Raw genomic sequence first — 17,240 nt, forward strand, 5'->3', positions numbered from 1 at the left:
CGCTTTGTTTCTACGCAATTCCGGACGGAAGCTATACGAAGTCGCCAAGCGTAGACCGCTTCCCGCTTTTCCTGGAATTGCTAACCAGTACGGCCGTCGCGCTGGAGCCGGCGGCCGGTTTCAACAACAAGCTTCCAGCAGGGGAACTAAAATGACTCTTCGAAACACACTGAAATCCGCACTTGCGGCACTCATCATGCTCGGCGTCGCCGGTCTTGCCTCGCAGGCCAAGGCCGACGCCATCGACGACATCACCAAGGCCGGTGCCATCAATGTCGGCATCTTCTCCGACTTCCCGCCTTTTTCCTCGGCCAGCGCCGACATGAGCATCAAGGGCTATGACATCGACGTCGCGCAGGCGATCGCCGATTCCTTGAAGGTGAAGCTGAACCTCGTCAGCGTCACCGGCCAGAATCGCATCCCGTATCTCACCGACAAGCGCGTCGATATCCTGATGAGCGTCGGCTATTCGAAGGAGCGCGAGCAGGTGATCGATTTCGCCGCCGCCTACGCGCCCTATTACATCGCCGTCATCGGCCCGGCCGAGCTTGCCGTCAAAGGCAAGGACGACCTTGCCGACAAGTCTATCGCCGTCAATCGCGGCACGCTGGAGGATACCTCGCTCACCCAGGCGGCGCCCGCCTCGGCCGACATCCGCCGCTTCGACAACTACAATTCCGTCATCCAGGCCTTCATCTCCGGACAGACGCAGCTCATGGTGGTCGGCAACGATGTCGGCGCGCAGGTGCTGGCCAAGCAGGTTGCATTGAAGCCCGAGCAGAAGTTCCAGCTGCTGACCTCGCCCTCGCATATCGGCCTCAACAAGAACGAGGATAGGCTGAAGAAGGCGGTGAACGATGCGGTCGCCAAGATGCTGGCGGACGGCAAGCTGGACGAGAGCTCGAAGGCCTGGCTGAAGACGCCGCTCAATCCCGACAACCTCAAGGATTGATCCCCGGAGCGGTTCAGCGCGCATGAAGCGCTGAACCGCTCCCGTACTTGCTTCTTGCGCTACACGCTTTCCAACAGGGCCAATCGCGATGGGCTACAGCCTCGACTTCGGCTGGCTTGCGGGTGCAGCGGGCGCGATCGCGCGCGGCGCGGCGATGACGCTGCTTCTGATCGTCGTCACCACGCTCGCCGGCACTTTCCTCAGCATCCTGGGCGCCGCCGGCCGCCGGAACGGCCCGAGGCCGATCAAGCTGGCGATCGGCTGGTATGTCGAGGTGATGCGCAACACGCCGTTCCTGGTGCAGCTGTTCTTCATCTTCTTCGGCCTGCCCAGCCTCGGCATCCGACTCGATCCGATCCTGGCCGCCATGCTGGCGATGACGCTCAACATGGCGGCCTACACGATCGAGATCGTCGGCGCGGGTCTGGACGCGGTGCCGCGCGGGCAGACGGAGGCAGCGCTTGCGCTCGGGCTCAGGCCCAGACAGGTGTTCATCAAGATCGTGCTGCCGCAGGCGCTGAAAGTGATCTATCCGGCGCTGACCAGCCAGATCGTCATCATGATGCTGGAATCGGCGGTGGTGTCGCAGATCGCGGTGCGTGAACTGACCTACGAGGCCGACATGCTGCAGGCGCGCACCTTCCGCGCCTTCGAAACCTATCTGGTGGTGACCATGGTCTATCTCGGCCTGTCGATGGGGCTGCGCCGGCTGCTGGTCAGCGGCGGACGCCGCGCACTCGGAGCCGGCGTGTCATGATCGAATTCACCCTCTGGGACATATTGCGCAACCTTCTGCTCGCCGCGCGCTGGACGGTGCTGCTGTCGCTTGCGGCCTTCGTCGGCGGCGCGCTGGTCGGGCTGGTCGTGCTGTTCTTCCGCATAGCCAAGAACAAATGGATCAAGCGGATCGCTTCCGGCTATATCGCGCTGTTCCAGGGCACGCCGCTCCTCATGCAGCTTTTCCTGATGTTCTTCGGCCTGCCGATGTTGGGGCTGCGCATCGAGCCATGGACCGCCGCGGCGCTCGGCCTCACCTTCTTTGCCAGCGCCTATCTCGCCGAGATCTGGCGCAGCGGTGTCGATGCGCTGCCGCGCGGCCAGTGGGACGCCGGCGCCAGTCTCGGACTGCATTATCTGCAGGAACTCAGGCTGATCATCCTGCCGCAGGCCTTGGCCATCACGCGCGCCCCGACCGTCGGCTTCCTGGTGCAGCTGATCAAATCGACGGCGCTGACCTCGATCATCGGTTTCGAGGAGTTGGTCAGGACCTCCAACGCCATCAACAACGCGACCTTCGAACCCTTCACCGTCTACGGGCTGGTGGCGCTGATCTTCTTCGTGATGTGCTTCCCGCTGACGCAATATGCGCGGCGGCTTGAGCGTGTCGCCGCACACTGAAGGTCGACGAGGGCCGCCGCCTGACCGGCGGCCGCTCTTCTCAATGGCTGAACGACAGCGCCGGCGCGATGCGATCGCGCCGCAGCCAACGGACGAGCAGGAGCACCGCCACCACCGCCAGGCCTGACGAAAGGCCGATCCAGATGCCGACGCCGTTGAAGCCGAAATGGAAGGCGAGCAGCACGCCGAGCGGAAGGCCGACCCCCCAATAGCCGATCGCGGCATAGATCATCGGCACCTTAGTATCGTGCAGGCCGCGCAGCATGCCGGCGGCCACCGCCTGCGCGCCGTCGAAGATCTGGAACAGCGCGGCAAACACCAGGAAGGACACGGCAAGCGTGATCAACCTGGCATTGGCCGGATCGGCGAGATCGATGAAGGCGCTGATCAAAAGATGCGGCCATAGGATCATCACCAGCCCCATCAGCGCCATGAAGGAGACGCCGATGACAAAGCTGGTCCAGCCGGCGCGCGAGACGCCCTCGGGATTGCCGGCGCCATGTGCCAGGCCGACGCGCACGGTGACCGCCTGGTTGAGGCCGAGCGGCACCATGAAGGAGATCGAGGCGATCTGGATGGCAATCGCGTGGGCTGCCAGCGAATCCGCGTCGATCAGACCCATCAGCAGGGCTGCCGCATTGAAGATCGTCACCTCGAAGGCGAGGATGCCGGCGATCGGCAGGCCGAGCCTCAGCAGGCCGCGGAAGCGCGGCCAGTCGGAGCGCCAGAAGCGGCCGAAGAGGTGATAGCGGCGGAATTTTTTCTCCAGCACCACCACGGCCGCCAGTCCAACAAACATCAGCATGCTGGAAAGCGAGGTGGCGAGGCCCGAGCCGGCGATGCCCATCGGGCGGACGCCGAGGTTGCCGAACATGAAGACCCAGTTGAAGAAGGCGTTGCAGGCGACGGCGACGAAAACGATGATCAGCGCCCAGCCGGGCCGCTCCAGCGCCGAGATGAAGGAGCGCAGCACGATATAACCGTAAAAAGGCAGCACCGCCCATTGCAGCCAGTGCAGGTAGATGCCTGCCTGGTGCGCGAGGTCCGGCTTCTGCCCCATGGCCAAAAGCACTTCTTCGCCATGCCAGAGGAACAGCCAGATCGGGATCGAGACGAGGACCGCCAGCCAGAGTCCTTGGCGCACGGTGCGGCGCAGGTCGCGCACCGAATGGCGGCGGCGGCCGAGCTCGGTCGCCATCATCGGCGAGGTGGCGAGCATCAGGCCAAGCCCGAAGATCAGCGGCATGAAATAGAGGTTGGAGCCGAGCGCGCCGGCGGCCAGCGTGTCGGGTCCCAAACGGCCCATCATCATGACGTCGGTCGCGGTCATGGCGGTCTGGCCGAGATTGGTGAGCACCATCGGCCAGGCAAGCGACAATGTTGCCCTGATTTCCTGACGCCAAAAATTTTCCGGCGCGCGAGCGCCGGCTTCGATCGCAGACATTTTCCGCTCTTCAGACCACGGCGCGTCGGGACTCGCCCGGAAGCCGCACGCAAACGGCGCAAAATGGCGCCGTTTGCGCCGTCTTGTGAACGAAATGCGACATATTGGCAAGGAGGAGGAGCGGCGACCTATTGAGCCAGCGGGAAGCGCAAGAGCCGGGCCTTCTATTGGATGGTGTCGAGCGCCTGCCGCTGGCGGTGCATTTCGAGGAAGATGCGATAGTCGCGGTCGAAGCGAGCGCCGGCGGCCGGATTCGGGGGCCGCGTCCTGCCGCCCTGCTGCATGGCCACGCAAGCGGCGTTGAGGTCGGCGTAAAGCCCAGCGGCGGTCGCCGCGACCATGGCGGTGCCGAGCAGCACTGCCTCGTAGGCCAGCGGCTCGATGACGGTGCAGCCGGTGGCATCGGCATAGAGTTCCATCAAGAGCGGGTTCTTGGTGTGGCCGCCGGTGACGTGCAGCGTGTCGATCAAATAGCCGTTCTCGTTCAGCGCCTCGAGCACATGGCGCACGCCGAGCGCGATGCCGACGGCGGTGCGCCAGTAGAGCTTGCACAGGCTGTCGAAGGAGGAATCGAGTGTCAGCCCGCTGACGACGCCAACCGCGTGCGGGTCGGCGAGCGGCGAGCGATTGCCGTGGAAATCCGGCAGCACATGCAGCCGCGCCGCCAGCGCGTCGCCCTCGGCGGCGCGCAGTTCGGCGACGCGCTTGGCGATCCTGGCATGCATTGCCGCATCCGGCTCGCCGCCGGCGCCGTGCCAGCGGATGATGTGGTCGAGCAGAGCGCCGGTCGCCGACTGACCGCCTTCCGACAGCCAGAGCTTTGGCAACGCCGCGCCATAATACGGTCCCCAGACGCCGGCGAAGGGCTGCGGATCCTGCGACATCGCCATGACGCAGGACGAGGTGCCGGCAATCAGCGCCAGGTGCCGGCTGATGTCCTTCTCGTCGCCGGCAAAGCCGCCGAGCACGCCGAGCGCGCCGGCATAGGCGTCGATGACCCCGGCGCCGACCCGGCATTTCTGCGTCAGGCCGAGATCTGCCGCTGCATCGGCCGTGAGTTGCCCGATATCGGTGCCGACGGGGCTCGCCTTGTCCGGGAGGTTGCCATGCTCGAAGAGATCGCCGATGCCGACGAGCTTGAAGAAATCGCGCCGCCAGCCCGTCTCCTCATGCGCGAGATAGGTCCATTTGGCCGTCAGCGTGCATTGCGAGCGGGCGAGCGATCGGGTCGCTTTCCAGGTCAGGAAATCGGCGAGATCGAACAGATAGCCGGCTTCATTCCAGGTTGCGGGCAGGTTGCGCTTCAGCCACATCAGCTTCGGCGTTTCCATTTCCGGCGACATCACCCCGCCGATATAGTCGAGCACTGCATGGCCGCTTCTGGTGCATTCGTCAGCTTCGGCGATGGCGCGATGGTCGAGCCAGACGATGGTGTCCCAGCGCTTCTCTCCCGTGACCGAGACGCTCAGCTGATCGCCCCGCCTGCCGCGCACCACCAGCGAGCAGGTGGCGTCAAAGGAGATGCCGACAATATCCGATGCGGCGACGTTCGTCTTCTCGCGCGCGGCCCGCACGGCGGCGCAGACTGCCGACCAGATATTTTCCGAATCGTGCTCCGCGTGATCGGGCTTAGGCTGGTGCATGGCGATCGGCCGCTCGGCGCGGCCGAGCAGGTTGCCATGCGAGTCGAGAATGCCCGCGCGAGCGCTCCCGGTGCCGACATCGACCGCGCAAACGAAACTCGTCAAGATGCTTTTACTCTCGCTCCCAGGTCTGCAATCAGGTCGGGCAATTGCAGCATGTCAGCGAATATAAAGTCCGGTTCGGTCGACGCAAGCCGCGCCTTGAGCGCAGGGTTGTTTGCATGCGATCCGCCGGTGAAGGCAAAGACACGCATCCCCGCCGCTCGCGCCGCGGCGATGCCGGCCGGGCTGTCCTCGATGACAAGGCATTTGCCCGGATCAGCGCGCATCGCGGCGGCGGCATGGAGAAACAGGTCCGGCGCCGGCTTGCCGCGCTTGACCATGGCGGCGCTGAAGAGGTGCGGCTCCAGCAGGCCCAGCAGGCCGGTGACCTCGAGCGCGTAGCGGATGCGCTCCAGCGTGCCGGAAGAGGCGACGCAATGGGGCAGGCCAAGCTTCGGCAGGATCTCCTTGATGCCGGGGATCGGCTTCAGCTCCTCGCGGAACTTGCGCATCAGCTCGACGCGCATGGCGGTGAGATGCTGGTCGCTGATCTCAAGCCCGAAATCGCTGCCGAGGATCTCGCGCACGCTCTTCATGCTCTTGCCGAGGAAATGCTCGTAGGCGGCGTCCTCCGAGACCGTGCCGCCGGCGAGCTCGATCATGCCCAGCAACGCGGTCACCGAAAGCGCCTCGCTGTCGACCAGCACGCCGTCACAGTCGAAGATGACGAGCTCGGGCGTCATTGCGGCTGCGTCCAAAGAGCTTCAGAGCTTATCGGCGAGATAGCGCGTCAAGGTTTCGCGCGCGCCGTTCGCCCACAATTCGTTCAGCGCATGGGCGAAGGCTTCGGCAAAGACGGCGGAGCGGCCGACATCGCCATAGATGTCGTCCATCGCCAGCCAGGCCTCGGGCGAGTTCTTCGCCGCTTTGGCGGTCGCCTGCATCCGGTCCCAGTTCGGATCGTTCGGCTCGATGACGGCGCCGCTGTCGGTGGTGCCGAAGCAGTAGCGGCACCAGAGCGCGGACTCCAGAGCCAGGCCGGCAACACCTTTCCCCGCCTTCAGTCGGTCCGCGGCGGTCGGAATTATGAATTTCGGCTGGCGGTTGGAACCGTCGAGGCAAAGCCTTCGGATGGTGTCGCCGATCTTGGGGTTGGAGAAGCGGCGCTCGATGAGCTGGTAGTAATCCTCGAGCACCGTGTCGGGCACCGGCGGCACGGTCGGGATGATCTCGTCGCGCTCCACCTTGGCGAGAAAGCGGCGCACCAGAGGCTCCTGCATCGCCTCATGCACGAAATGGATGTCCATCAGGCCCGCCGGATAGGCAATGGCTGCGTGGCCGCCGTTCAAGATGCGGATCTTCATCAGCTCGTAAGGCGAGACATCCTTGACGAACTGGACGCCGGCCCGTTCCAGCGGCGGCCGGCCGGCGGTGAAATGATCTTCCAGCACCCATTGTTTGAACGGTTCGCAGAAGACCGGCCAATTGTCCTCCAGCCCGAAATCATTGGCCAGAATGCTGCGCTCGCGATCGGTGGTGGCCGGCGTGATGCGGTCGACCATGCCGTTCGGGAAAGCGACGTTGTCCCTCACCCAGTTGGCCAGAGCCTCGTCGATCAGCCGGGCAAGGCCGATGACGCCGTCGGAGGTGACGTGGCCATTGTGGGGGATGTTGTCGCAGGACATGACCGTGAACGGCACGATGCCGTCGGCGCGCCGGCGCACCAGTCCGGCAAGAATGATGCCGAAGACCGTCTTCGGTGCCGCACCGGGCTGGGCATCGGCGACAATGTCGGGATGGGCCGGATTGAACTTTCCGGAGGCCGGATCGATGAAATAGCCGCCCTCGGTGATGGTCAGCGACACAATCTTGATCGCAGGGTCGGCGAGCTGCTCGACGATCGCCTCAGCATCGCCCGGCATCAGGAAATCGACCATGGCGCCGGTGACGCGGGCGCTCATATGGCCCTGGTCCTGCTCGACCACGGTGGTCAGCCAGTCCTGCTCCTGCAGCCTGGCGCGGCCGGCCTTCTCGCCCTCGAACACGCCGGCGCCGATCAGCGCCCAGTCATGGCCGAGGCCGGAATTGAATAGGTCGTCGAGATAGACAGCCTGGTGCGAGCGGTGGAAGTTGCCGACGCCGAAATGCACGATGCCGGCCTTCAGCGCGGCGCGATCGTATTTCGGACCGGAAACCTTCGACGGAAGCTTGGCGAGGTTCGAGGAAGAGAGTTTCACGGTCATCTTACTTACCCTTTGGCCGATATGCAGCCCGACAATCCAACCCCCAATTCACCCGCTTGGGGGAGCGGTGAGGGGCAGCATCCGTTTGCCGGTATGCGCCCCTCACCTGCCCCGCGACGCGTCCTCCCCGGAGGAAGAGAGGCGCGCTTCCCCCTCAACTCATCCATTGACCGCCATCGACGTTGTAGGTCTGGGCGACAATGTATTCGGCCTCGTCACTGGCGAGGAAAACCGCCATGCCAGTCAGATCTTCGGCTCGACCCATGCGGCCATAGGGCACGCTTTCGCCGACGAGCCTCTTCTTCTCGCCCTTCGGCCGGTTCTCATATTTGGCGAACAGCGAATCGACGTGATCCCAATGCTCGCCGTCGACGACGCCCGGTGCGATGGCGTTGACGTTGATGCGGTGCTTGATCAGGTCGAGTCCGGCCGACTGGGTAAGCGAGATGACGGCGGCCTTGGTGGCGCAATAGACCGCGACCAGCGGCTCGCCGCGGCGCCCGGCTTGGCTCGCCATATTGATGATCTTGCCGCCCCGGCCAGCAGCGATCATCGAGCGGGCCGCCGCCTGCAGCATGAACAGCGTGCCGGCGACATTGACGGAGAAGAGCTTGTCGTAGCTCGCGCGGCTGATCTCGACGATGGGCGCAAGGTCGAACAAGGCGGCATTGTTGATCAGGATGTCGAGGCCGCCGGCGTTCGCTTCGACGGCTTTCACGCCGGCCTCGATCGAGGACTGGTTGGTGACGTCGAGCCGGATCGCGTAAGCGGCAGAGCCGATATCCTTTGCCGTCGCTTCCGCCGCTTCGAGATTGATGTCGGCAATCGCCACCCTGGCGCCTTCGCGAACATAGGATTCGGCGAAGGCCCTGCCGATGCCGCGCGCCGATCCGGTGATCAGCGCCGATTTGCCTTTGAGCCTCACTGCGCCAGCGCCTTGCCGTCGGCGCCGAAGCGATGGAGCTTGGCCTTGTCGGGCGTCAGGTAGACGGTGTCGCCGTGCTTGACGGCAACCTCGCCGTCGGCGCGCACATTGATCGTGCCGATGCCATCGGTCTGGACATGCAGGAAGGTGTCGGAGCCGAGATGCTCGGCAACGCCGACCGTCGCCTTCCAGTCGCCGGCCGTGGTCGAGATGTTGATGTGCTCGGGCCGGATGCCGATGGTCTTGGCGCCGTATTTGTCGGCCGGCGCGCCTTCGATCAAGTTCATCTTCGGCGAGCCGATGAAGCCGGCGACGAACAGGTTCTTCGGCGTCTTGTAGAGTTCCATCGGCGAGCCGACCTGCTCGATGTTGCCGGCATTGAGCACGACGATCTTGTCGGCCATGGTCATGGCCTCGACCTGGTCGTGGGTGACATAGATCATCGTCGTCTTCAGCTGATGATGCAGTTCGCTGATCTCCAGCCGCATGGTGCCGCGCAGGGCGGCGTCGAGGTTGGACAGCGGCTCGTCGAACAGGAAGGCCGATGGCTGGCGCACGATGGCGCGGCCGATGGCGACGCGCTGGCGCTGGCCGCCGGAGAGCTGGCCCGGGCGCCGCTCGAGATAGTTGGTGAGGTTCAAGACGCGCGCCGCGTCCTTGACCTTCTTATCGATGGTCGCCTGGTCCTCGCCGGCCATCTTCAGCGGGAAGGCGATGTTCTTGGCGACCGTCATATGCGGGTAGAGCGCGTAGGACTGGAAGACCATGGCAAGCTTGCGCTTGGCCGGCGCCTCGCGGGTGACGTCGCGGCCATCGATGCTGATGGTGCCGCCGCTGGTGTCCTCCAGCCCGGCGATCAGCCTGAGCAGCGTTGACTTGCCGCAACCCGAGGGGCCGACGAACACGACGAACTCGCCGTCCTCGATGGCGAGGTCGATGTTCGGAATGATCGTCGTCGACCCGAAGGACTTGGAGACGTTCTTGAGCGTGATGTTTCCCATGGTTTCCTCCCCGGATTTCGCCCGCCGCTTACGGTTTACTTCACGGCGCCAAAGGTCAGGCCGCGCACCAGCTGCTTCTGGCTGAACCAGCCCATGATCAGAATCGGCGCGATCGCCAATGTCGAGGCGGCCGAGAGCTTGGCCCAGAACAGGCCCTGCGGACTGGAGAAGGAGCTGATGAAGGCGGTGAGCGGTGCGGCCTCGGTGGTGGTCAGGCGGATCGTCCAGAACGCCTCGTTCCAGGCCAGGATGATGTTCAAGAGCATGGTCGAGGCAATGCCGGGAACGGCCATGGGCGTCAGCACATAGATGATCTCGTTCCACAGCGAGGCGCCGTCCATGCGCGCCGCTTCGAGGATCTCGCCCGGGATCTCGCGGAAATAGGTGTAGAGCATCCAGACCACGATCGGCAGGTTAATCAGCATCAGCATGATGGTGAGGCCGATGCGGCTGTCGAGCAGGCCGGTGTCGCGGAAGATCAGATAGATCGGGAACAGCACGGCGACGGCCGGCATCATCTTGGTGGAGAGCATCCACATCAGGATGTCCTTGGTCCGCTTGGTCGGCGAGAAGGCCATCGACCAGGCCGCCGGCACGGCGACGATGAGCGCAAGGACGGTCGAGCCGACCGACAGGATCACCGAATTGAGGAAGAACTTGAAATAGCCGCTCTGCGCCTGCACCTCGGAGTAGCTTTCGGTGGTGCCCGACGGGATCAGGGCGAAGCCCTGGATCGCCTCCTGCTCCGACTTGAAGGATGTGATGATCGTATAAAGGATCGGGAAGAAGATCAGCAGGGCGACGACCCAGGCCGCGACTGTTGCGATCGTCTTGTGCTGGGTGGTGACTGCGCGTGCCATGTCAGGTCCTCCCGTATCGGCGATGTTGGCGGCAGGGTCGACGACCCCCACTCCGGTTTGCTGCGCAAACCACCTCTCCCCCGATCGACGGGGTAGAGGAAGCGCGGGGCTTCGATGCAGGCGTTTCCTCTCCCCCGGGCAGGGGGAGAGGTGTCCCGCGCAGCGGGACGGAGTGGGGGTGGTTCAGCGCAAGTGGCATCGTCTTGCCCCTACTTGTCCAGGTTCCTGCCGACCGCGCGCATGACGAAGAAGGCGACGATGTTGGCGAGAATGACCGCGATGACGCCGCCTGCCGACGCCTGGCCGATTTTGAATTCCAAGAGCGCCTTCTGGTAGACGAGGAACGGCAGGTTGGTGGAGGCGTAGCCGGGACCGCCATTGGTGGTGACCAGGATCTCGGCATAGACCGAGAGCAGGAAGATGGTCTGGATCAGGATGACGACGGTGATGGCGCGCGACATGTGCGGCAGCGTCAGATACCAGAAGCGGCTGAGGAAGCCGGCGCCATCCATCTCGGCCGCCTCTTTCTGCTCACCGTCAAGCGATTGGAGCGAGGTGAGCAGGATCAGCGTCGCGAAGGGCAGCCATTGCCAGGCGACGATCAGGATGACGGCGGTCAGCGGGTGCTGACCGAACCAGTCGATCGGGTTGGCGCCGAAGAAGCGGGCAATATCGGCAAAGACGCCGTATTGCGGGTGCATGATCATGTTCTTCCAGACAAGCGCCGCCACCGGCGGCATGACGAAGAACGGCGAGATGACCAGGATGCGCACGAAGCCCTGACCCCAGATCGGCTGGTCGAGCAGCAGCGCCAAAAGGATGCCGCCGATCACGGTGATGACCAGGACACTGACGACGATGGTCAATGTGTTGAGGATCGACTGCAGGAAGGCGGGGTTGGAATAGAAGAGCTTGTAATTGGCGAACCAGACGAACCCATCGCGGATCGGATTGAGCGGGTTGTACTGGAGGAACGAGAACCACAGCGTAAAGACCAGTGGCACGATCATCCAGACGAACAGCAGGATCACCGACGGCGCCATCATGAAACGGGCAAGCGAACGGGTTTGCTGAGTAGCCATGACGGTCACCCTCCCAGGGTCAGCCGGATTTTAGACTTGTGCCAGAATTCCTGATTGCAAAGGTGGCCGCCCGAACTGGGTTTCGGGCGGCCTATGCCGGTCATGATCCGCTACCGGCGTTCGGCACCGGGAGGAGCCTTACTTGAGGTAGCCGCCTTCGGTCATCGCGGCGGTCGCCGCGTCCTGGGCCTGCTTCAGCGCATCATCGACGCTCGACTGGCCGGCAAGAGCGGCGGAGAAGAGCTGACCAACGGTGGTGCCGAGGCCCTGGAATTCCGGGATGGCCACGAACTGCACGCCGACATAGGGCACCGGCTTGACGGTCGGATGCGTCGGGTCGGCGGCATTGATGGAGTCCAGCGTCATCTTCGCGAAGGGCGCTGCCTTCTGGTACTCCGGATTGTTGTAGAGCGAGGTCCGCGTTCCGGGCGGAACGTTGGCCCAGCCTTCCTTCGAAGCCACCAGTTCGAGGTAGTGCTTCGAGGTCGCCCAGGAGACGAACTTCTCGGCGGCGTCGGCCTTCTTGGTGCCGGCGGGGATAGCGAGAGACCATGCCCACAGCCAGTTGCCGCGCTTGCCGAGACCCTTGTCGGGCGCCAGCGCATAGCCGACCTTGTCGGCGACCTGCGAGGCATTCGGGTCGGAGACGAAGGACGCGGCGACGGTGGCATCGATCCACATGCCGCACTTGCCCTGCTGGAAGAGCGCAAGATTCTCGTTGAAGCCGTTGGAGGACGCGCCCTCAGGACCGTCTGCCTTCATCAGGTCGACATAGAACTGCAGCGTGTTCTTCCATTCCGGCTGGTCGAATTGCGGCTTCCAGTTCTCATCGAACCAGCGAGCGCCGAAGGAGTTCGACATGGCGGTCAGGAAGGCCATGTTCTCGCCCCAGCCGGCCTTGCCACGCAGGCAGATGCCGTTCACGCCATTGGCGCGATCGGTCATCTTGTCGGCGGCTTCCTTGATGAAGTCCCAGGTCGGCGCGTCGGGCATTTTGAGGCCGGCCTTTTCCATCAGGTCCTTGCGGTACATGACGAAGGAGCTCTCGCCGTAGAACGGCGCGGCATAGAGCTTGCCGTCGACCGAAAGGCCGCCGGCAATGGCCGGGATGATGTCCTTGACGTCGTAGTCGTCGCCGAGCTTCTCGAGCGGCAAGAGCCAGCTCTGCTTGGCCCAGATCGGAACCTCGTAAGTGCCGATGGTCAAGACGTCGTACTGGCCACCCTTGGTGGCGATATCGGTGGTGACGCGCTCGCGCAGCACGTTCTCTTCGAGCGTGACCCAGTTGAGCTGGATGTCGGGATTGGCCTTCGTGAAGTCGTCCGTCAGCTTCTGCATGCGGACCATGTCGCCATTGTTGACGGTGGCGATGGTGATGGATTCGGCATGCGCGGCGAATGCAAGGGCGCTGGCCGACAACAGGCCCAGGGTGAGCGTGCGAAGTTTCATCAATTCCTCCCTAAAACCAAGATGAGCATTTGCCTTGGCTGTGGGCAATTACTCACTAAGTGTGAATTATGTCAAGCCGGAATCGATGCTGCAGCGCAGCACAAATCGATGTCGCGCCCGTCTGGGCGATGCGTAGCGGAGACGGCAGGCTGTGATGTCGGGCTACTGGCAGGCGATCTCGGAGAGAATCCAATCGCGGAAGGCGCGGATCTTCGGCACGTTGCGCCGGGCCGTGGGATAGACCAGCCAGTAGGCGTGGCCGTCGTCGCCGACGAGATCGAAGGGCTGGATCAGCCGGCCGTCGGCAAGCTCGTTCTTGAACAGGGCGCTGGTGACGATCGCAACACCTTGCCCGGCCATCGCGGCATTGGCCTCATAGGCCTGCGCGCCCATGCTGGTGCCGGGACGGCTGGCGAGTTCCTCCGCGGGCAGGCCGGCGAGCGCGAACCATTCCTGCCACCAGATGTCGCCGGGATCGAGGATGGGGAGCTTGAGCAGGTCGGCGGGCTCCTTGACGCCGCCGATGCTCGCCGCAAGCCTGGGGCTGAGCACCGGGGTGAAGTCGGCCCTGAACAGCATATGCGTTTCCACGCCGAGCCATTTGCCGCCGCCGGAGCGGATGGCGATGTCGACGTCCTCACGCGCGAAATCGACGACTCGGTTCGAGGTGTCGACACGCACGGCAAGCGAGGGGTGCGCGACCTGAAAGGATCCCAGATGCTGCGCCAGCCAGTTCGAGGCGAAGGTGAGCAGGGTGGAAACGCAAAGCACGCCGTCGGCGCCGGCTCGGGCGGCTGCATAGGCGCCGCTCAGCAGCGCGAATGCCTCGCTGACAGCCGGCGCAAGACGCTGGCCGGGTTCGGTCAGCTCGATCTGCCGTGGACGGCGCAGGAACAGCGGCGCGCCGATGCGCTCTTCCAGAAGCTTGATCTGATAGCTCGCGGCGGCCTGGGTCATGCCGAGCTCCTCGGCAGCCTTGGTGAAGGAGAGGTGTCTGGCCACGGCCTCGAACACCCGAATCGCCTGCAGGGGCGGGAGCTGGACATTCTGCCGGGAGCTCAGATCGGGCATAAGGCCTCTTTATGGGTCATGATCGACGTTTGATTGGAAGCACGTGCCGATTAGCCCGATATTTGGGGTCGACGATCACTCCAGTTCAAGCATAGCGAAGGCTGACGATCATGACTCCGATGCAGGAAAAACTCGATTCGACCCCAATACATGGATGGATTTCGCTGCTGGCACGGGAATTGTCGTGGTTCGCCAGCCGCAGGCGCGGCTATGTCGATGTCCGAGAACTGTCGGAGCACCTGCAGCGGGATATGGGCTTCCTCGACGGCAACGATCCGCATGGACGCTACAAATAGCCGGGTTTCTTTTTATCGCCAACGGCTCGTCGCGTCAGATTCGCCCGAGCCCAGCATCACGATCACGCGCCGCCGAGCAGGGCGGTGGCTGTCCGTTCATCGGTGATGAGGCCATTGACCAAACGACGGTTCACGGCGGCGAGAATGCCCGGCAGCTTGCGCTCGCCCATGGCAAGCGCGATGACCAAGGACTTCTCGCGTGACGGCAAGGCGGCGGACGAAACGCGGTCGTTGGTGATGCCTTCGATCATGCGGCCTTCGCGGTCGAAAACCCAGCCGACGATCTCGCCGACGCCGCCGGCTTTCTGCAGTGCCTTCAGTTCCCCCTCCGAGATGAAGCCGTCCTCGTAGAGCGGCGCCTTCGGGCCGAGATCGCCGATGCCGACGAATGTGACGTCGGCTTCCGCGGCCAGCGCCAGCGTCGGCTGGATCATCGGCTGGCTGAGCAGCATGTCGCGCTCTTCCGGCGAGGAGGCGATGACCGGCAGCGGCATCGGGAAGGAGCGCGCCTTGACCCGATCGGCCATGGTGAAGATGACGTTGTAGAAGGCGGCCGAGCCGTCGGGCGAGATGTTGCCGGTCAAGGACACCACCTTGTGCTGCGGGCACTCCATCGGCGGCAACAGCTCGATCGCCGCCTTCAGGGTGCGCCCGGTGCCGATGGCCATGACGATGGGGGCGGCGGAGCGCAGCCGCCGCTCGATTTCGGCAGCCGCCGCCTCGGCGACGCCGATCGTCGTCGAGGACGAGGTCGGATCGCTCGGCACCACCTCGACGAGATCGAGCGCGAAACGCGACTTCAGCCGCGCGGCAAGGTCGAGGCAATTGGCGATCGGATGATCGACGCGGACCTTGATCAGCCCTTCCGACATCGCCAGCGAGACGAGCCGCTGCGCCGTCTGCCTGGAAATACCGAGCTTGGCGGCGATCTGATCCTGGGTATTGCCGGCAACATAGTAGAGCCAGCCGGCGCGCGCGGCGTCGTCCAACCTGGTGCTGCCGGTTTCCTGTCGCGCGTTCACATTCTGCCTCCCCAAGCCCGACAATAGCGGGCCCTCTAGATTACAGCGAAAGCGGCCCTGCGCAATTGTCAATTGAAAGAGCAATTGCTTGCGCCCCTGCCGACCAAGGATGACACCATTTGCGCTCGCCTCAACCATTTGCCGGGAGAACGGTTTATCTCTGACCGGAAACCCATTAAGGGATCGGCAAAAGGAGCCTGCATGACGCCGAAAGCGGTTTTCTGGGACATGGACGGCACGCTGGTCGACAGCGAGCCGCTGCACGAGGCAGCACTTGTGGCCGCTTTGCGCAGCGTCGGCATCACGCCGCCGACCGACCTGCACGAACGGGTGCTGGGCGTCGCGGCATGGCCGGTCTACGAAATGCTGCGCGACCAGTTCGGCCTCGACCTGCACTTCGATGACTGGATCGTGCGCAAATACGACCACTATCTGCCGATGGCCGAGACGCTCAAGCCGCGGCCCGGCGCGATCGATGTGTTCAACGAATTGCGCGCGCTAGGCGTCGAGCAGGCGGTGGTGTCCAATTCGGACCGGCTGATCGTCGACGCCAATCTCGGCGCGGTCGGTCTCGTCTATCCCGGCATGCACACGGTGAGCCGAAACGACGTACGCCAAGGCAAGCCGCATGCGGAACCCTTCCTGCGCGCGGCTTATCTCGCCGGCGTCGATCCGGCCGACGCGGTCGCGGTCGACGACAGCCGCACCGGCGCGATGGCCGGCCTGGCTGCCGGCATGAAGACGATTTTCTGGCCGGAAGCGCCGATGGAAGGGCTGCCCGGCGCAATCGTCATCAACAGCGCCGAGGAACTGCGGGCGCAATTGGGTCTCTAAGAAGACGTGCCAACGCCGGCGCTGCCCCTCATCCGCCTGCCGGCACCTTCTCCCGGTGACTACGGGGAGAAGGGACACGCTCCCACGCCGACGATCCTCCTCTCTCCGTGCTTCACGGGGAGAGTGTGAGGGGCAGCGCCCGGCTTCGAAAATAGGCGAAAGCCAAGCCTCCAGCGTCAACCCACAACCGCGGGGCTCAGTTCCTGTAGACCGGCTCTTCCTCGTCGAGGATTGCCTTCAGCTCCGCAAGGTGGCGCTCGGCCTGGCCGGGATAGTCGTCCATCTCGCTCGCCGTCTTTTCCGCGATCTCATCGGAGAGCGTGCGCAGCGGCCGACCGGTCCACAGCGCCTTGATGTAGGTCTCGGCGGCACGCTCGAAATAGAACATGCGATTGAAGGTGTCGGCGACAGAATCCCCGATGACCATCACGCCGTGATTGCCCATGACCATCACCTTGACCTTGGGATCGACGAGCAGTCTCGAGCAGCGCTCGCCCTCCTCTTCGAAGGCCAGCCCGCCATAATGAGGGTCCACGACATGACGGTTGAAGAACATGGCCGAGTTCTGGTCGATCGGAGGCAGGGTGGAGTCGGCCAGCGAGGCAAGCACCGTGGCGTGGATCGAATGCACATGCATGGCGCAGCGCGCATGCGGCACGTTGCGGTGGATGGCGCCGTGCAGGCCCCAAGCCGTGGGGTCGGGCGCGTTGGGGCCGGAGAGCGTGTCGGGATCGTTGGCGTCGATCAAAAGAAGATCGCTCGCCTTGATACGCGAGAAATGCACCTGGTTCGGGTTCATCAGGAACTTCGTGCCGTCCTCGTTGACCGACAGCGAGAAATGATTGGCGACCGCCTCATGCATGTTGAGCCGCGCCGTCCAGCGGAAGGCGGCGGCGAGATCGACCCGCTCCTGGTAATAAGGCAGGTTGGTCAGCGTTTCCTTCTGCAGACGGGCAAGGCTCATCGAAAATCCTCCGG

General features: G+C 64.0%; 17 protein-coding genes. 5 read left to right on the forward strand and 12 right to left on the reverse strand.

The window, feature by feature from the left end:
- The first annotated feature begins 151 nt into the window (after positions 1 to 151).
- The 3 genes from EJ078_RS13660 (at position 152) to EJ078_RS13670 (ending at position 2,350) form a co-directional block, all read left to right on the forward strand.
- Positions 152 to 952, forward strand: coding sequence for a transporter substrate-binding domain-containing protein (locus EJ078_RS13660; protein WP_208721563.1), 801 nt, complete (start codon positions 152 to 154; stop codon positions 950 to 952).
- A gap of 88 nt (positions 953 to 1,040) precedes the next feature.
- A complete protein-coding gene (locus EJ078_RS13665) occupies positions 1,041 to 1,709 on the forward strand; it encodes an amino acid ABC transporter permease (protein ID WP_127404182.1) in 669 nt (222 codons plus the stop codon).
- Positions 1,706 to 2,350 (forward strand): amino acid ABC transporter permease, encoded by a 645-nt coding sequence (locus EJ078_RS13670; protein ID WP_127404183.1) that lies wholly within the window; start codon positions 1,706 to 1,708, stop codon positions 2,348 to 2,350. The genes EJ078_RS13665 and EJ078_RS13670 overlap by 4 nt, the downstream gene beginning before the upstream one ends.
- Before the next feature lie 40 nt (positions 2,351 to 2,390).
- Here the strand turns inward: EJ078_RS13670 and EJ078_RS13675 are convergent, their stop codons facing one another.
- From EJ078_RS13675 to gcvA, 10 genes are all read right to left on the reverse strand, one after another.
- Entirely contained in the window at positions 2,391 to 3,794 is a 1,404-nt protein-coding gene (locus EJ078_RS13675) for an MATE family efflux transporter (protein ID WP_095825552.1), read from the reverse strand.
- Positions 3,795 to 3,958: 164 nt separating this feature from the next.
- Positions 3,959 to 5,545, reverse strand: coding sequence for an FGGY-family carbohydrate kinase (locus EJ078_RS13680; protein ID WP_128294493.1), 1,587 nt, complete (start codon positions 5,543 to 5,545; stop codon positions 3,959 to 3,961).
- On the reverse strand, positions 5,539 to 6,222 hold the full coding sequence (locus tag EJ078_RS13685; protein ID WP_095799101.1) for an HAD family hydrolase: 684 nt from the start codon (positions 6,220 to 6,222) through the stop codon (positions 5,539 to 5,541). Before EJ078_RS13685 ends, EJ078_RS13680 begins: the two co-directional genes overlap by 7 nt.
- Before the next feature lie 21 nt (positions 6,223 to 6,243).
- Positions 6,244 to 7,722 carry a mannitol dehydrogenase family protein gene (locus EJ078_RS13690; protein WP_095825550.1) on the reverse strand — a complete coding sequence of 493 codons (1,479 nt, stop codon included), beginning with the start codon at positions 7,720 to 7,722 and terminating at the stop codon, positions 6,244 to 6,246.
- 154 nt (positions 7,723 to 7,876) lie between these two features.
- Positions 7,877 to 8,647 (reverse strand): L-iditol 2-dehydrogenase, encoded by a 771-nt coding sequence (locus EJ078_RS13695; protein ID WP_095799099.1) that lies wholly within the window; start codon positions 8,645 to 8,647, stop codon positions 7,877 to 7,879.
- Entirely contained in the window at positions 8,644 to 9,648 is a 1,005-nt protein-coding gene (locus EJ078_RS13700) for an ABC transporter ATP-binding protein (RefSeq protein WP_066999175.1), read from the reverse strand. Before EJ078_RS13700 ends, EJ078_RS13695 begins: the two co-directional genes overlap by 4 nt.
- Before the next feature lie 35 nt (positions 9,649 to 9,683).
- Positions 9,684 to 10,508, reverse strand: coding sequence for a carbohydrate ABC transporter permease (locus EJ078_RS13705; protein ID WP_067323984.1), 825 nt, complete (start codon positions 10,506 to 10,508; stop codon positions 9,684 to 9,686).
- A gap of 209 nt (positions 10,509 to 10,717) precedes the next feature.
- Entirely contained in the window at positions 10,718 to 11,590 is an 873-nt protein-coding gene (locus EJ078_RS13710) for a sugar ABC transporter permease (protein WP_127404037.1), read from the reverse strand.
- A gap of 138 nt (positions 11,591 to 11,728) precedes the next feature.
- Entirely contained in the window at positions 11,729 to 13,039 is a 1,311-nt protein-coding gene (locus EJ078_RS13715) for a sugar ABC transporter substrate-binding protein (RefSeq protein ID WP_208721570.1), read from the reverse strand.
- A 162-nt stretch (positions 13,040 to 13,201) separates the two neighbouring features.
- Entirely contained in the window at positions 13,202 to 14,110 is a 909-nt protein-coding gene (gene gcvA, locus EJ078_RS13720; protein ID WP_127404038.1) for a transcriptional regulator GcvA, read from the reverse strand.
- A gap of 110 nt (positions 14,111 to 14,220) precedes the next feature.
- Between gcvA and EJ078_RS13725 the strand changes: the two genes are divergently transcribed.
- A complete protein-coding gene (locus EJ078_RS13725; protein ID WP_095799098.1) occupies positions 14,221 to 14,406 on the forward strand; it encodes a hypothetical protein in 186 nt (61 codons plus the stop codon).
- 62 nt (positions 14,407 to 14,468) lie between these two features.
- Here EJ078_RS13725 and EJ078_RS13730 read toward each other — a convergent pair whose 3' ends face one another.
- Positions 14,469 to 15,428, reverse strand: a complete 960-nt coding sequence (locus tag EJ078_RS13730; protein WP_095825547.1) for a sugar-binding transcriptional regulator — start codon at positions 15,426 to 15,428, stop codon at positions 14,469 to 14,471.
- Positions 15,429 to 15,629: 201 nt separating this feature from the next.
- Here EJ078_RS13730 and EJ078_RS13735 point away from each other — a divergent pair, with 201 nt between their 5' ends.
- The gene (locus EJ078_RS13735) at positions 15,630 to 16,262 is read left to right on the forward strand and encodes an HAD family phosphatase (protein WP_208721572.1); all 633 of its coding nucleotides are present in this window, start codon (positions 15,630 to 15,632) and stop codon (positions 16,260 to 16,262) included.
- Between the two features lie 196 nt (positions 16,263 to 16,458).
- Here the strand turns inward: EJ078_RS13735 and EJ078_RS13740 are convergent, their stop codons facing one another.
- A complete protein-coding gene (locus tag EJ078_RS13740) occupies positions 16,459 to 17,226 on the reverse strand; it encodes a class II aldolase and adducin N-terminal domain-containing protein (RefSeq protein ID WP_127215806.1) in 768 nt (255 codons plus the stop codon).
- Between the last annotated feature and the right edge of the window lie 14 nt (positions 17,227 to 17,240).

It is taken from the genome of Mesorhizobium sp. M1A.F.Ca.IN.022.06.1.1, from assembly GCF_003952605.1.
Taxonomy (GTDB): Bacteria; Pseudomonadota; Alphaproteobacteria; order Rhizobiales; family Rhizobiaceae; genus Mesorhizobium.

Bases quoted from the DNA above. Each gene is read 5' to 3' on its own strand.
- EJ078_RS13660 (WP_208721563.1), top strand. From the start codon at position 152: ATGACTCTTCGAAACACACTGAAATCCGCACTTGCGGCACTCATCATG.
- EJ078_RS13665 (WP_127404182.1), top strand. From the start codon at position 1,041: ATGGGCTACAGCCTCGACTTCGGCTGGCTTGCGGGTGCAGCGGGCGCG.
- EJ078_RS13670 (WP_127404183.1), top strand. From the start codon at position 1,706: ATGATCGAATTCACCCTCTGGGACATATTGCGCAACCTTCTGCTCGCC.
- EJ078_RS13675 (WP_095825552.1), bottom strand. From the start codon at position 3,794: ATGTCTGCGATCGAAGCCGGCGCTCGCGCGCCGGAAAATTTTTGGCGT.
- EJ078_RS13685 (WP_095799101.1), bottom strand. From the start codon at position 6,222: ATGACGCCCGAGCTCGTCATCTTCGACTGTGACGGCGTGCTGGTCGAC.
- EJ078_RS13690 (WP_095825550.1), bottom strand. From the start codon at position 7,722: ATGACCGTGAAACTCTCTTCCTCGAACCTCGCCAAGCTTCCGTCGAAG.
- EJ078_RS13700 (WP_066999175.1), bottom strand. From the start codon at position 9,648: ATGGGAAACATCACGCTCAAGAACGTCTCCAAGTCCTTCGGGTCGACG.
- EJ078_RS13705 (WP_067323984.1), bottom strand. From the start codon at position 10,508: ATGGCACGCGCAGTCACCACCCAGCACAAGACGATCGCAACAGTCGCG.
- EJ078_RS13710 (WP_127404037.1), bottom strand. From the start codon at position 11,590: ATGGCTACTCAGCAAACCCGTTCGCTTGCCCGTTTCATGATGGCGCCG.
- EJ078_RS13715 (WP_208721570.1), bottom strand. From the start codon at position 13,039: ATGAAACTTCGCACGCTCACCCTGGGCCTGTTGTCGGCCAGCGCCCTT.
- gcvA (WP_127404038.1), bottom strand. From the start codon at position 14,110: ATGCCCGATCTGAGCTCCCGGCAGAATGTCCAGCTCCCGCCCCTGCAG.
- EJ078_RS13725 (WP_095799098.1), top strand. From the start codon at position 14,221: ATGACTCCGATGCAGGAAAAACTCGATTCGACCCCAATACATGGATGG.
- EJ078_RS13735 (WP_208721572.1), top strand. From the start codon at position 15,630: ATGACGCCGAAAGCGGTTTTCTGGGACATGGACGGCACGCTGGTCGAC.
- EJ078_RS13740 (WP_127215806.1), bottom strand. From the start codon at position 17,226: ATGAGCCTTGCCCGTCTGCAGAAGGAAACGCTGACCAACCTGCCTTAT.